The organism is Acidovorax sp. LjRoot194, from assembly GCF_964253015.1.
GTDB lineage: Bacteria > Pseudomonadota > Gammaproteobacteria > Burkholderiales > Burkholderiaceae_C > Acidovorax.
The window spans coordinates 2,419,442-2,433,484 of sequence record NZ_CAXUQB020000001.1; the positions used below are offsets into that span (position 1 = coordinate 2,419,442).

11 protein-coding genes and 1 riboswitch are annotated in these 14,043 nt (G+C 70.6%); of the genes, 8 read left to right on the forward strand and 3 right to left on the reverse strand.

Annotation, left to right across the window (positions count from 1 at the left end; genetic code table 11):
• Positions 1–48 precede the first annotated feature (48 nt).
• From ACSQ3N_RS10895 to ACSQ3N_RS10925, 7 genes are all read left to right on the forward strand, one after another.
• Positions 49–2,208 (forward strand): TonB-dependent receptor, encoded by a 2,160-nt coding sequence (locus ACSQ3N_RS10895; RefSeq protein WP_436146236.1) that lies wholly within the window; start codon positions 49–51, stop codon positions 2,206–2,208.
• 21 nt (positions 2,209–2,229) lie between these two features.
• Positions 2,230–2,474, forward strand: a riboswitch (cobalamin riboswitch).
• A gap of 74 nt (positions 2,475–2,548) precedes the next feature.
• Positions 2,549–4,747: a TonB-dependent receptor gene (locus tag ACSQ3N_RS10900; RefSeq protein WP_436146237.1), complete on the forward strand. Its 2,199-nt coding sequence runs from the start codon at positions 2,549–2,551 to the stop codon at positions 4,745–4,747.
• 9 nt (positions 4,748–4,756) lie between these two features.
• Complete coding sequence (locus tag ACSQ3N_RS10905) at positions 4,757–5,551, forward strand: ABC transporter ATP-binding protein (RefSeq protein WP_436146238.1); 795 nt, start codon at positions 4,757–4,759, stop codon at positions 5,549–5,551.
• A complete protein-coding gene (locus ACSQ3N_RS10910) occupies positions 5,548–6,525 on the forward strand; it encodes an ABC transporter substrate-binding protein (RefSeq protein ID WP_436146239.1) in 978 nt (325 codons plus the stop codon). Before ACSQ3N_RS10905 ends, ACSQ3N_RS10910 begins: the two co-directional genes overlap by 4 nt.
• Positions 6,522–7,523: a FecCD family ABC transporter permease gene (locus tag ACSQ3N_RS10915; RefSeq protein ID WP_436146240.1), complete on the forward strand. Its 1,002-nt coding sequence runs from the start codon at positions 6,522–6,524 to the stop codon at positions 7,521–7,523. The genes ACSQ3N_RS10910 and ACSQ3N_RS10915 overlap by 4 nt, the downstream gene beginning before the upstream one ends.
• A gap of 307 nt (positions 7,524–7,830) precedes the next feature.
• Entirely contained in the window at positions 7,831–8,820 is a 990-nt protein-coding gene (locus ACSQ3N_RS10920) for a CysB family HTH-type transcriptional regulator (RefSeq protein WP_436146241.1), read from the forward strand.
• Between the two features lie 83 nt (positions 8,821–8,903).
• Entirely contained in the window at positions 8,904–10,340 is a 1,437-nt protein-coding gene (locus tag ACSQ3N_RS10925; protein ID WP_436146242.1) for an LLM class flavin-dependent oxidoreductase, read from the forward strand.
• Between the two features lie 215 nt (positions 10,341–10,555).
• Here ACSQ3N_RS10925 and ACSQ3N_RS10930 read toward each other — a convergent pair whose 3' ends face one another.
• The 3 genes from ACSQ3N_RS10930 to ACSQ3N_RS10940 form a co-directional block, all read right to left on the reverse strand.
• Positions 10,556–11,122 (reverse strand): hypothetical protein, encoded by a 567-nt coding sequence (locus ACSQ3N_RS10930; RefSeq protein WP_436146243.1) that lies wholly within the window; start codon positions 11,120–11,122, stop codon positions 10,556–10,558.
• A gap of 88 nt (positions 11,123–11,210) precedes the next feature.
• Positions 11,211–12,713: a sensor histidine kinase gene (locus ACSQ3N_RS10935; RefSeq protein WP_436146244.1), complete on the reverse strand. Its 1,503-nt coding sequence runs from the start codon at positions 12,711–12,713 to the stop codon at positions 11,211–11,213.
• A 60-nt stretch (positions 12,714–12,773) separates the two neighbouring features.
• The gene (locus ACSQ3N_RS10940; protein ID WP_436126440.1) at positions 12,774–13,460 is read right to left on the reverse strand and encodes a response regulator transcription factor; all 687 of its coding nucleotides are present in this window, start codon (positions 13,458–13,460) and stop codon (positions 12,774–12,776) included.
• Between the two features lie 154 nt (positions 13,461–13,614).
• Here ACSQ3N_RS10940 and ACSQ3N_RS10945 point away from each other — a divergent pair, with 154 nt between their 5' ends.
• Positions 13,615–14,037 carry a tripartite tricarboxylate transporter TctB family protein gene (locus ACSQ3N_RS10945; protein ID WP_056168236.1) on the forward strand — a complete coding sequence of 141 codons (423 nt, stop codon included), beginning with the start codon at positions 13,615–13,617 and terminating at the stop codon, positions 14,035–14,037.
• Positions 14,038–14,043 lie beyond the last annotated feature (6 nt).

Sequence of the window (14,043 nt, forward strand, 5' to 3'; positions counted from 1 at the left end):
AAAAAACCCGAGAGGACGATTCCATGACCCCCTTCACCCGCACCGCCCGTGGCGCTGGCGGTGGCTGCTGCCACGCACGCCAGCTGGGCCCAGACGCCAGAGCCCGACCGCGAATTGCCCGCGGTCAGCATCGTGGGCGGGCAGGACCGCGACAGCCTGCAGCTGGACCAGCGCAGCACCAGCGCATCGCGCCTGGGCCTCACGCTGCGCGAAACGCCCGCGTCGGTGGAGATCCTGTCGCAGGACGTGATCCAGGAGCGCGGCGCACGCACCTTGAGCGAGGCGCTGCGCGGTGCGGCCGGCATGGCAGGCGGGGGCACGCCAGCGGCACCCACCACGCTGTCGATGCGCGGCTTCACCAACGTGCTGTACCTGTACGACGGCGTGCGCATGTCCGGCGCGGGCGTGACCAACCGGGTGCAAGACACCTGGAACTACGAGCGCATCGAGGTGCTCAAGGGCCCGGCGTCGGTGCTGCAAGGCGACAGTGCCATTGGCGGCATCGTCAACTTCCAGACCAAGCGGCCGGACCGTGGCAACCCCGGGCGCGAGGCCTTGCTGTCCTACGGCAGCTACGGCTCCACCCGGGCGGCGGTGGGCCTGGGCGGTGCCGTCGGCGAGACGGGCGCCTACCGCATCGACTACAGCCGCAACGACACCCGCGTGGGCACCATCGACCGCAACAGCGAAAGGCTCGAGCACCTGACCACCGGCGTGTCGTTCGACCTGGCGCGCGCCACCCGGCTCGATGTGTCGTTCGACTATGCCCGCGACGAAGGCCACGCCTACTGGGGTACGCCGCTCATTCCCGGCAGTCTGGCGACCCAGCCCACCAGCGTGGTCAGCACGCCCGACGGCCGGGTGGTGGACCGGCGCATCGCGCGCAACAACTACAACATCCTGGACGACAAGAACCAGTCCGAGGCCTACTGGCTGCGCGCCCGCATCACCCACCGCCTGACACCCGAGTGGACGCTGCGCAACGAGCTCACGGCCAACCAGGTCGACCGCCTGTGGCGCAATTCCGAGAGCGCGGTGTTCACCGCCCCCGCGTCCATCACGCGCGACCAGACCACCATCGCGCACGACCAGCGCTACCTGTCCAACCGGCTGGATGCCGCGCACACAGGGCGCCTGGCGGGCCTGGAGAACAAGTTCGTGGTGGGCGGCGAGATCAGCAAGACCGACTTCGACAACACGCGGCGCTTTTCCAACGGCTCGGCGGCCACTGCTGCCAGCCTGCGCGTGCCGCTGTTCGACCCGGCCGTGGGCACCTACAACGACGACCCGGCGCTGATGGCGGGCGGCGGCAACCGCACCAACTTCACCTCGGACGTGCGCAGCACCTCGGTGTTTGCCGAAGACTCGCTCAAGCTCACCCCGGCCTGGACGCTGGTGGGCGGCCTGCGCCACGACCGCGTGGACGTGGACCGCAGCGTGGCCGACCTCAACCTGGGCACGTTCAGCGCCTTCGGCACAGAGTACTCGTCCAACTCCGCGCGGCTGGGCACGGTGTTCGACCTCAGCGCGGCATCGTCCGTCTACGCGCAGTACACCAACGCCACCATTCCGGTGGGCTCGCTCTTCCTGCTGTCGGCGGGCAACGCGGCGTTTCCACAGTCCAAGGGCAAGCAGCTCGAACTGGGCTTCAAGCAAAGCCTGGCCAGCGTGGAATGGACGGCGGCGGCCTATCACATCGCGCTCGACAACGTGCTCTCGCGCGACCCGAACAACGCCAACGTCACCATCAACAACGGCCGGCAGTCGTCGCGCGGGGTCGAGCTGGCCGCTGCGTGGCGCGCGACGAAGCAGCTCACGCTGTCGGGCAATGTGGCGGCGCTCGATGCGCGCTTCGACACACTGACCGAGGCGGGCGGCGTATCGCGCGTGGGCAACACGCCGCCCAACGTGCCCGAGCGCATCGTGAACCTGTTCGCCAACTATCGGTTCAAGGACCTGCCGCTCGATCTGTTCCTGTCCATCAACCACACCGGCAAGATGTACACCGACAACGCCAACCAGATCCGCATCAACGGCCACACCACGGCCGACGTGGCGGCCAGCTGGCGCATTAAGCCGGTGCTGCTGACCTTCCGTGTGCGCAACCTCACCGACAAGCTCTATGCCAGCTTTGCAGGCCGGGCCACCAGCCAGGTGCTGATCGCGCCGCAGCGCACCTTCGAGCTGTCTGCCCGGTATGACTTCTGACGCGAGGGCGCACCGTGCCCCTAGAATCGCCCCGTTGGTGCTCGCAGCATGGTTCGCATGCCGCAGTTCAACGGGAAGCAGGGAGGCACCACCGAACAGGACCGTGCCGCGCCTGCGCTGCCCCCGCAACGGTCAACGGATGGGTCGCCACCTCGGCAGCCCGCTCCCCTTACGCACAGCCACTGGGTTGCCTTGAACAAGCACCTGGGAAGGCTTTGGGGGATTCTTCCGCCAGCCCGGATACCGGCCAACAAGTGGGTGGTGCTCTCAGGGAGCGCTGCCGTGACGCTCAAGCGCTGGCGGGAGGCCGGCGCCGGGTCTATCTGTTTTCCATCATCGTATGAGCCACTCTTTTCATCCCCTGCGGATGGCCGCGCTGCCGTTGGCCTTGGCCGCTGCTTTCCCTTTGCATGCCCAGACCGCAGGCACCTTGCCCGACGTCGTCGTGAACGAGTCCGCCACACCCGGCCCGCTGCTCGATCAGCGCACCGACAGCGCATCGCGCCTGGGCCTCACGGTGCGTGAGACACCCGCGTCCATCGACGTGGTGCCGCGCGAGGTGCTGGCCGAGCGCGGCCTGCGCACGGTGACCGAAGCCGCCCAGGCCGCAGTCGGGGTGACGGCGGGGGACTTTCCGGCCGAGCCCAGCGCATTCTCGATGCGCGGCTTTGCCAACAGCCAGATCAACACGCTGTACAACGGCATCAAGATCGGCCCGCCCAACATGACATCGCGCGTGATGGACGCGGCCAACCTGGAGCGCATCGAATTCTTGAAGGGCGCGGCATCGCTGATGTCGGGCGAGGGCGCCGTGGGCGGTGCCGTCAACTTCGTCACCCGCGCGCCGCACCGCGGCGCGGTGCAGAGCGAAGTGACCGGCGCGGTCGGCTCGTTCGGCGAGCGGCGCGTGGCCTTTGGCTCGGGCGGCACCACGGCCTGGAAGGACCTGGACTACCGCATCGACGTGAGCGGCTCGAACAGCGACGGCTTCGTCAACGACACCGGCCAGCGCAACCGCCACATCTCGGGCGGGCTCGACTGGCACGTGGCGCCGGGCGTCAAGCTCTTCGTGGCCGGCGAGGCCAAGCGCGACAACGGCAGCAGCTACTGGGGCACGCCGCTGGTGTCGGCCAACGCCCCGGGCATTCAGCCGGTGGGCGGTGTGGTGTCGGGCACCTACACCTCCAACTACAACGGCACCAACCTGGGCCCGGTGGCCATCGACCGCCGCACGCTGCGCACCAACTACAACGTGCAGGACAACCGCAACGAGGCCCGCGAGACCTGGCTGCGCGCGGGCGCCGACTGGCGCATCGACAGCGCCTTCACGCTGCGCACCCAGTTCTACCGCTACACCGCCGACCGCACCTGGTTCAACAACGAGATCGCCGCGTTCAACGCCACCACAGGCCTGGTGGACCGCGAGCGGTTCTTCCTCGCGCACGACCAGACATCGGTGGGCAACAAGACCGAGCTGCAGTGGGACAGCCAGGTGGCAGGCCGCGACAACCGCCTGGTGGCAGCGTTCGAATACAGCGACCTCGACTTCATCCGCCCCGGTGCGGCCAACTTCCCCGGCGACAGTGTGAGCCTGGTGAACCCCGCGCGAGGCACCTACGGTCCGCTCACCCAGCAGCGGCAGACCACCGGCATCCGCAACACCGTGCTGGCGCTGGAAGACCGCCTCAAGCTCACGCCCACCGTGGCGCTCATCGGCGGCGTGCGGCACGAGTCCATCGAGCTCTCTCGCACCTCGGCCAACGCCCAGGGCGTGCAGCGCAACGGCTTTCCGTTCGACAAGACCTGGCGCCCCACCACTGGCCGCCTGGGCTTTACCTGGGAAGCTGCGGCGGGCATCACCGTGTACGGCCAGTACGGCACGGGCGCCGACGTGGCGGCCAACAACATCTTCCTGCTCAGCGGCACGCAGCCGCTGGACCTCACCCGCACCCGCAACGCCGAGGTGGGCGTGAAGCAGGGCTTCTGGCAGGACCGTGGCGAGTGGACCGTCGCGCTGTACGACACCAAGCGGCGCAACGTGTATGCGGGGCAGGGCGGCCAGACGCTGGCACGCGCCGGCGCCCTGCAGTCGCGCGGGGCCGAGGCCTCGGTCGCATTGCGGCCCGATGCGCAGTGGAGCGTGTGGGGCAACCTGGCGCTCAACCGCGCGCGCTACCAGGACTACGCCCTGGCCGGCGGCGGGTCGCTGTCGGGCAACACACCGCCCAACGCGCCGCGCGTGGTGGCCAATGCGGGCGTGGGCTACCGCTTCGTCGCGGGCGTGCCGATGCAGCTGTCGGCCTCGGTGCGGCATGTGGGCGAGCGCTTTCACAGCGACGCCAACACCGTGCGCCTGGCCGCCTACACCGCGCTGGATGCGGCTTTGACGGTGGACGTGTCGCGCGGCGTGCAGGTCACGCTGCGCGGGCGCAACCTGGCCAACAAGGTGTATGCCGCCTGGTCGGACCCGTTCTACCCGGACCAGATCCTGCTGGGCGCGCCGCGCAGCGTCGAGCTGGCCGTGCGCTGGGCGCTATAAGCTCGCCGCATGTCTCCACCCCTGGCCACGCCCACCCCCGTGCTGCAGCTGCAGGCCGCAGGCTTTTGTACCGACGGCGGGCGCGAACTGCTGGCGCCCATCGATGCGACCGTGCACCGCGGCGAATGCGTGGCCCTGGTGGGGCCCAACGGTGCGGGCAAAAGCACGCTGCTGAAAATGCTGTGCGCACGCATCGCGGCCACGCACGGTGTGGTGCGGGTGCAGGGGCACGACCTGGCCGGCTGGCCTGCGCCGGACCGCGCACGCCACGTGGCGGTGCTCGCGCAGTCCGAATCGGTGGACCTGGGCCTGCTGGTGCGCGACTACGTGGCCATCGGCCGGCTGCCGCACCAGCACCGCGTGGCCCGCGCCGAACACTCGCGGGTGGTGGACGCCGCGCTGCGCACCTGCCGGATCGACACCCTGGCCGCGCGCGGGCTGTCGACCCTGTCGGGCGGCGAGCGCCAGCGCGCGCACCTGGCGCGGGCGCTGGCACAGGAGCCCACGCTGCTGCTGCTGGACGAGCCCACCAACCACCTGGACCTGGCGGCGCGCGCCGACCTGCTGGCGCTGGTGCGCGGCCTGGGCATCACGGTGGTGGCGGCGTTGCACGAACTGGGGCTGGTGCCATCCTTCGCCGACCGGGTGTGGATGCTGCAGGCCGGCCGCCTGGTGGCCGACGGCCCCCCGCGCGAGGCGCTGAGCGCGCAGCGCGTGGCCAGCGTGTTCGGCATGGAGCTGGTGCACACCCGGCACCCACGGCACGGCGGCACGCTGTGGTCGTTCGAGAGGGAGGCCGCATGATGAAGGCGGTGCTGCAATCCTGGTTGTTGTCCATGTCGTTGCTGCTGGCTGCCGCAGGCCCCGCCGCTGCAGCGGGTGCTGTGGCGGGCTTTCCGGTCACCGTGTCCAACTGCGGCGACACCCTGCGCTTCGATGCCCCGCCCCAGCGCCTGGTGGTGCACGACCTCAACATGACCGAGATGGCGCTGGCCCTGGGCCTGCGCCCGCAACTGGTGGGCGTGACGGGCATCACCGGCTGGTACAAGTCCGACGCATCGCTGCGCGAGACCCTGGGCGACGTGCCCGAGCTCGCGCCCAAATACCCTACGCTCGAAAACCTGCTCGCCGCGCGGCCCGACCTTTTCATGGCGGGCTGGTACTACGGCATGCAGCCCGGTGGCGAGGTCACACCCACCACGCTGGCACGCCACGGCATCAAGACCCTGGTGCTGACCGAAAGCTGCTCGCACACGCTGCGCGACAAGCCCCGCGCCACCCTGGACCTGCTCTACGGCGACATGCTGCGCCTGGGCACCGTGTTCGGCCGCCGCGATGCGGCCGAGCGGCTGGTGGCCCAGTGGCAGGCGCGCGTGCGGGCCGCGGCGCAGCCCGCGCTGCCGGCCGCGCCGCGCGTGTTCGTCTACGACTCGGGCGAGGACAAGCCCTTCACCGCCGGGCGCGCCGCCATGCCCACCGCGCTGATCGACGCCGCTGGCGGCCGCAACGTGATGGACGGTCTGCCCATGAGCTGGGGCACCGCGTCGTGGGAGGCCGTGGCGGCCAGCAACCCGCAGTTCATCGTGCTGCTCGACTACCAGAACGGCCAGGGCCCCGACCACCTGCGCCAGGTGCTGCAGTCGCACCCGGCCATGCGGCTCACCGACGCGGTGCGCAACGGCCGCTTCATCCCGCTGCGCTATGCCGAGCTCACGCCCGGCCCGGCCAACATCGGCGCCATCGAAAAGATCGCCCGCGCGCTGCGGGCCGTGCCATGACGCTGCCGCGCTGGGCCTTGCCGCTGGCCGCCGTGGCCTTGCTGCTGGTGCTGGCCCTGCTGTCGCTGACCATGGGCAGCACCCCTGTCGCGTGGCACGAGGCCCTGGCCGCGCTGGCGCGCCCCGGGGGGGCGGATGGCTCCATGGCGCAGGCCATCGTGCGCGACCTGCGGCTGCCGCGCGTGCTGTTGGCGCTGCTGGTGGGCGCCACGCTGGCCATGGTGGGCAGCTTGCTGCAGACCGTCACCCGCAACGACCTGGCCGACCCCTTCCTGTTCGGGCTGTCGTCGGGCGCATCGGCCGGTGCGGTGGCGGTGCTGGCCTGGGCGGGCGACTCGCTGGGCGCCTGGACCTTGCCGCTGGCCACCTTCGCCGGGGCCATGGTGGCCGCGGCGGCCGTGCTGCTGCTGGTGCGCCGCGCGGTGGGGCAGGGCCCGGCGCAGACGGTGCTGGCGGGGTTGTCGGTGTCGTTCCTGTTCGGCGCGCTGACGCACGCGCTGGTGTTTGCCGGCGACCAGCGTGCGGCGCATGCAGTGGTGTTCTGGTCCATGGGCGGGCTGGGCCTGGCGCGGTGGGAAAACCTGTGGCTGGCATTGGCGGGCCTGCTGGTGGTGGCGGCCTTCGTGGCGCTGCGGCACCGCGCGCTCGATGCGCTGCTGGCGGGCGATGACACCGCGCACAGCGTGGGCGTGGCGCCCGAGCGGCTGCGGGTGCAGGTCTTTCTCGTCGCTGCCGTGGCGGCTGCCTGCTGCGTGGCGCTCACGGGGGTGATCGGCTTTGTGGGGCTGATGGTGCCGCACGTGGCGCGGCGTTTTGTGGGCCCACTGCATGCGGCATTCGTGCCGTGCGCGGCCTTGCTGGGCGCCACGCTGCTGCTGGGCAGCGACCTGCTGGCCCGCACCGTGCTGGGGGCGCAGGAGCTGCCCGTGGGCATCGTCACCGCAGGCCTGGGCGCCGTGTTCGTGATGCTGTGGCTGCGGCGCATCGCGGTGCGCTAAGGCTGGCCCAGGTACCCGGCCGTCCGACGGCCATCGATTCACTTCCCGCAAAAGAGTTGGCACCTTGGGAGCCGCTTCGGGCGGCGCTTGCGTTCGCCTCCTGCTCGCGCTGCAGCCAGTCCCACATAGACATTTTGGGCGGAAAGTTATCTCTATATATTGTTTATCGTTTTAAATTCGTTATTTTAAGATTGACAGGTTATTTGAACTACAACATACAGCCTGTGACCTTCTTCGCCCACCCGACCTATCGCCTGGCTGTGCGCGCCCTTAACGCGCCACGCTCGCTTCCCGCCAGGAGCCAGCCATGAACTTCCAACAACTGCGCTCCGTGCGCGAAGCCGTCCGGCGCGGCTTCAACCTGACCGAGGTGGCCAACATGCTGCACACCTCGCAGCCGGGCGTCAGCCGCCAGATCCGCGAGCTGGAGGAGGAGCTGGGCGTGGAGATCTTCGTGCGCGCGGGCAAGCGCCTCACGGGACTGACTCCACCGGGCGAGGCGCTGCTGCCCACGGTGGAGCGCCTGCTGCTCGAAGCCGACAATTTGAAGCGCGCGGGCCAGGACTTCAGCGCCAGCTCGCAAGGGCGGCTGTCGGTGGCGGCCACGCACTCGCAGGCGCGCTACGCGCTGCCCCAGGTGGTGCGCGACTTCCGGGCGATGTTCCCGCAGGTGTCGCTGCACCTGCACCAGGGATCGCCGCGCCAGGTGGCCGAGATGCTGATGTCCGGCGAGGCCGACATCGGCGTGGCCACCGAGGCGCTGGCCAGCTACGACGGGCTGGTCACGCTGCCGTGCTACCGCTGGACGCACAGCATCGTCGTGCCCCCGGGCCACCCGCTGCTGGACCTGGAGGGCCCGGTCACGCTGGAGCAACTGGCAGAGCATTCCATCATCACCTACGAGCTGGGCTACACCGGCCGCGCGCACATCGACGAGGCCTTTGCGCGCGAGGGCATTGCGCCCGACATCGTGCTCACCGCCATGGACGCCGACGTGATCAAGACCTATGTGGAGCTGGGCATGGGCGTGGGCATCGTCGCGTCCATCGCGGTGGATGCCGAGCGCGACCGCCACCTGCGCCTGATCGATGCGGGCCACCTGTTCGAGGTGAACCTCACGCGCCTGGGCCTGCGCCGTGGGGCCTGGCTGCGGGGCTATGCCTACCACTTCATCGAGAGCTTCGTGCCCACGCTCACCCGCGACGCGGTGGAGAAGGCGGTGCAGCAAAGCGCGCACGGCCTGGGCCAGGGCGCGGGCGATGCGCCAGGCGACGACGCGGGGCATACCGATATCTGAATTTCTTCGTTGGCGCGGCGGGCCGAGGTTTCTACGCTGAGGGGTTTGTGACCTGCCTTCGGGCCACAGTTTCCAGGACCACCATGACCTCATCTTCCGCACCCGCCACGCCGGCGCCACGCGCGCCGCGCACCCTCCAACTCGGCCTGGTGCTGCACGGCGTGGGGGCCGGGTGGGGCGACTGGCGCCACCCGGATGCCGTGACCGACGCCAGCACCAATTTCGCGTTCTACAAGGCGCAGGCGCAGCTGGCCGAGCAGGCGCGGTTCACCTTCCTGTTCGTGGCCGACAGCGTGCACATCACGCCGCGCTCCAGCCCCCACTACCTCAACCGCTTCGAGCCCATCACCATCCTGTCGGCGCTGGCGGCCGCCACCTCGCACATCGGCCTGGTGGCCACGCTCACCGCCAGCTACAGCGAGCCCTTCACCGTGGCGCGGCAGTTCGCCTCGCTCGACCATATCAGCGGCGGGCGCGCGGGCTGGAACGTGGTCACGTCGTGGCTGGACGGCAGCGCACGCAACTACAGCCGCCAGGAGCACTACGCCCACGACGTGCGCTACCGCCTGGCGGGCGAGCACCTGGATGTGGTGCAGGGCCTGTGGGATTCGTGGGAGGACGACGCCCTGGTGCACGACAAGGCCACCGGCCAGTTTTTCGACGAGGACAAGCTGCACAAGCTGGACCACCAGGGCGAGTTCTTTGCGGTGGAAGGGCCGCTGAACATCGCCCGCTCTCGCCAGGGGCAGCCCGTGATCTTCCAGGCCGGCGCCTCGCACGACGGCAAGACCTTTGCCGCGCAGCGGGCCGACGCCATCTTCTTCCATGCCGACACGTTCGAGGACGCCCAGGCCTACTACCGGGACGTGAAGGCCCGCGTGCGGGCCGAGGGGCGCAACCCCGACGAGGTCTTCTTGCTGCCGGGCTTTCGGCCCATCGTGGGCCGCACGGAGCAGGAGGCCGCGCAGCGCTACGAGGAACTGGCCGCGCTCGTGCCCATCGAGAACGCCATCGCCGCGCTGGCGCGTCCGTTCAGCGATCACGACTTTTCGCAGTACCCGCTGGACGAACCCTTCCCGGACCTGGGCGACCTGGGCCGCAACAGCCAGCAAAGCGCGAGCGACCGCATCAAGCAGCACGCCCGCGAGCACGGCCTGACGCTGCGCGAGGTGGCGCTGTGGCACGCCCGGCCCAAGCGCACCTTCGTCGGCACGGCGGAGCAGGTCGCCGATGAAATCCAGCGCTGGTTCGAGGGCGGCGCGGCCGATGGCTTCAACTTCTTCGAAGCGCTGCCCAACACCTCGCTCAAGGCCTTTGTCGAGCTGGCCGTGCCGGTGCTGCAGGCGCGTGGGCTGCTGCGCACCGAGTACGCTGCCGAGACCCTGCGCGGCAATCTGAGCCTGCCGGTGCCGGAGAACCGGTACACCGCACGGCGCAACGGGGCGGCGCGGGCGGCTGCTGCACCCGACGCCCCGTCCGCGTCGACGGTGCCCAGCGCTCAGGACGCCGTGCCTGCATGACGCTGGCCGCAGCCGCGACAGGGCTTGATCCGGCCAGTGATCGGCACCCCGGTGGGTGATTGACGCCCCGGGGTCCGTGAAGGAGCGGGCAGCCAGCCCGCGCCCGGCAGCACAGGGGCCGCTAGTTCTGAATGAAAATGGCCTCTACCGCTTGATGGTCAAGCGCTAGAAGCTATTGAAATGATAGCGGTGGCCTGGCGCCCGCCGCTGGCGCATCACCGCGGCAGGCAGCCCGCCAGGCCTTTGTCCGCCGCCACATCGGCCAGCGCCAACGGCGTGGTCTCGTCGTTCTGCGGCGGCGCCTTGGTCAGCCGCACGCCGTTGTTCCAGCGCCACCGCTGGCCGTCGAAGCTGTAGACGAAGGTGTGGGTGCGGTTGGAGCGCAGGTGCGCGGGCGTCAGCGTGATGGCCGCCGCCTGGGCCTGCGACCCGGCGCTGGCCTGCGCCACGTTGTCCTTGACCACGATCTTGCCCACGTACGGCGTGATGGGCGACTCGGTGCGCGTGACCTCGCGCTGCACCTGCGCGGGGCTGTAGCCGGTCTGGGTCCACTGGCCTTCGTTGTCGGGCTGCACCGTGCGCTCCCGGCCTGCCAGCGACTGCGTGCAGGCGGCCACCAGCGTGTCGAAGTCTGTCTCGGCCGTGCTGGCAACTGCAGGCACGGCAGCGTGGGTGCCCAGTCCACCACCCAACCTGTCGCAGGCCGCCAGTGCCACCCCAGCGGCCACCACGGCCACGCAGAGCGCGGCACGCTGCAGTCTGCGGTTGGTGATGCTGGTCACGGTCGATGTGGGGGAGCGGGAAGGCGGGTTCAGGAGGTTTGGCACCGGCCCATTGTGGCCGGGCTGCCCGCAGCCGCCTTGACCTGCATCAAGCGTGCGTGTTGCCGCTGGTTCCGTCGGTCCTGTCGTTCGCGGGGCCGCCGTCCCGCGCGCCCCGCGCCGCCAGGGGCAGCCACACCCGGGCGGCCAGCCCCGTGGCCTGCGCACCGGGTTCTGCCTCGCCCAGCTCCAGCCGTCCGCCCATCAGCTGCGCATAACGCGCCACGATGGACAGCCCCAGGCCCGCGCCCTGGCCCAGTTGCAGGCCCGGGTCGCCCTGCGCCCAGCGCTGCTGCAGCTGCCCGGCCAGGTCGGGGCCCACGCCGGGGCCGTTGTCGGCCACGCACAGCACGGCGTGCTCGGCCTGTAGGTGCAGCGACACGGTGATGCGCGGCGGCTGGCCGCGGCCGTAGCGCAGCGCGTTGTCGAGCAGGTTGTGCAGGATGCCCTCCACCAGCGCCAGGTTGGCTTGCACTGCCACGGCGTGGTCCAGCCCCTCGGCACCCAGGTCCACGCCCAGCGCATCGGCGCGCGGCAGGTAGCGCAGCACGACCTCACGCACGGCGGTGTTCAGTGCCAGGGGCTGCAGCGCCAGCGCGATGCCGCCTTCGGTCGCCCGGGCCAGGGCCAGCAGCTGGTCCACGGTGCGGCTCGCGCGCTGCTCGGCGGCGGCGATGCCTTCCAGTTCACCGCGCCACACGGCGGGGTCGCTGTGCGCCAGCGCGTGCGCCGCCTGGGTGCGGATGCCGGCCAGCGGCGTGCGCAGCTCGTGCGCCACGTTGCCGGCGAATTCGCGCTGCGCATGCAGGCTTTGCTGCACGCGGGCCAGCAGGCCGTCCAGCGCCTCGCCCAGGCGCTGGACGTCGCTGGTGGCGGCGCCCTGCGTCAGGGCCTGGGGCAGCGGCTGCAGGTCGGCCGCGTCGCGGCGGTCCATGGCGTCCTGCAGGTCGCTCAGCGGCCGCAGGTCGCGCTCGATGCCGCGCAGCAGCCACGAGCCCAGCGCCACCAGCAGCCACAGCTGCGCCAGGCCCGAATACACCAGCAGCCGGCGCAGCAGCTGCGTGCGCTCCGCCGTGGTCTGCGCCATCACCACGGTGAAGGGCTGCGGCCCGTCGATGCGCAGGCTCACCCGGCGCAGCTCCCGGCCGTCGCGCCGCAGCGGCGAGAAGGTGTGCGTGCTGCCGGGCGCAACGCCGTCGGGGGCCAGGTCCGCCTCGCCCGCCACCAGCGCGCCGCCGTCGCCATACACCGCAAACCACACGGTCTCGCTCTGGTCGAACCGCAGCAGCCCGACCTCGCGCTGTGTCAGGTCGAGCTGCAGCGGCGCCGTGCCGGGTGCCGCGTCGCCGCCGCGCACGTGCGCCGCCAGTGCATGCGCGTCGTCCAGCAGCGCGCGGTCGAAGGCCTCCGCCACGAAATGGTTGCCCACGCCCAGCACCACGGTGCTGCCCAGGCCCCAGATCAGCACCAGCGACAGCAGCACGTGCCGCCCGATGCGCTCGCGCAGGGCGGGGCGCTGGCGCGCGGGCGTCGTGTCAGCGGGGCGTGGCACTGCGCTCCACCTGCGATGCACGAGGCCGGCGCCGCGCAAGGGCCTCGGCGGGGCGGTGCCTCATTCTTCCTCCAGCAGGTAGCCCAGCCCGCGCAGCGTGCGGATGGCCGCGCCGCTGCCCGCGATCTTGCGGCGCAGGCGCGAGAACGACGCCTCCAGCGCGTTCTCGCCCAGCGCCTCGCCCGCATCGGACAGGCGCGACGACAGATCGCCCTTGCTCAGCACGCGGCCGGGCGGGGTCATCAGCTCCCACAGCAGGTCGAACTCGCGCGCGGGCAACTCCAGCGGCTGCCCGGCCACGCTCACGCGGCGGGCCTGCCGGTCCAGCGCCAGCTGGCCCACGGTCACCAGGTCGGCCGTGCCGCTGGCGCGGCGCAGCAGGGCGCGCAGGCGGGCTTCCACTTCCTTGAGTTCGTAGGGCTTGCCCAGGTAGTCGTCGGCTCCGGCGTCCAGGCCGGCGATGCGCTCTTCGGTACTGTCGCGCGCGCTGAGCACCAGCACCGGCGTGCGGTCGCCGCGGGCGCGGGCGCTGCGCAGGGCGGTGAGGCCGCTGCCCAGGCCGCTGCGCGCGTGCGCTGCATGGGGCAGGTTCAGGTCCAGCAGCACGGCGTCGAAGGCCTGCACCGCCCACCAGTGCTGGGCCTCTTCCACCGTGTGGGCCAGCTCGACGCGGTGGCCTGCGTTTTCAAGGCCCCGGGCCATGGTGCGGCTGAGCACGGGGTCGTCTTCCACCAGAAGGAGGCGCATGGTCGGTTCAAAGTTCTACGTGGAATTACGCATGGCCCAGATCAGCCAGCGATCAGGTTCGGTGGGGATAGTTGCGCCGTCAGCATACCCCAGCCACCGGTGCGGACCGGCTCGCCGGGGTGTCCCCCACAAGCTTTTCTGGAGACAACATTTCATGGTCAACCGCAACTTAGCCAGGGGCGTCGTCCTCATGGCGCTGGCGCTGGGCTTTGGCCTGCCGTCGGTGGGCTATTCGTTGGGCAAGCTCAGCCACGCCGGGCCCGGCCTGTTCCCGTTCATCGTGAGCTGCATGCTGTTCGCCATCGGCGTGATCACCGTGGTGCGCTCGCGGCTGGTGGCGCCGGCGCCGCTGAATTTCCAGGTGCGCAACATCTCGATCATCCTGGGCAGCCTGTGCGGCTTTGCGGCGCTGTCGCACTACGTGAACATGATCGCGGGCATCGTGTTCCTGGTGTTCTGCTCGGGGTTTGCGGGCACGTCGTACTCGGTGGTGCGCAACCTCAAGATCGCCGCGGTGCTGGTGGGCATCGCCTTCATGTTCCAGAAGCTTCTGGGCGTCAACCTGCCGCTGTTCTGAGAGCAC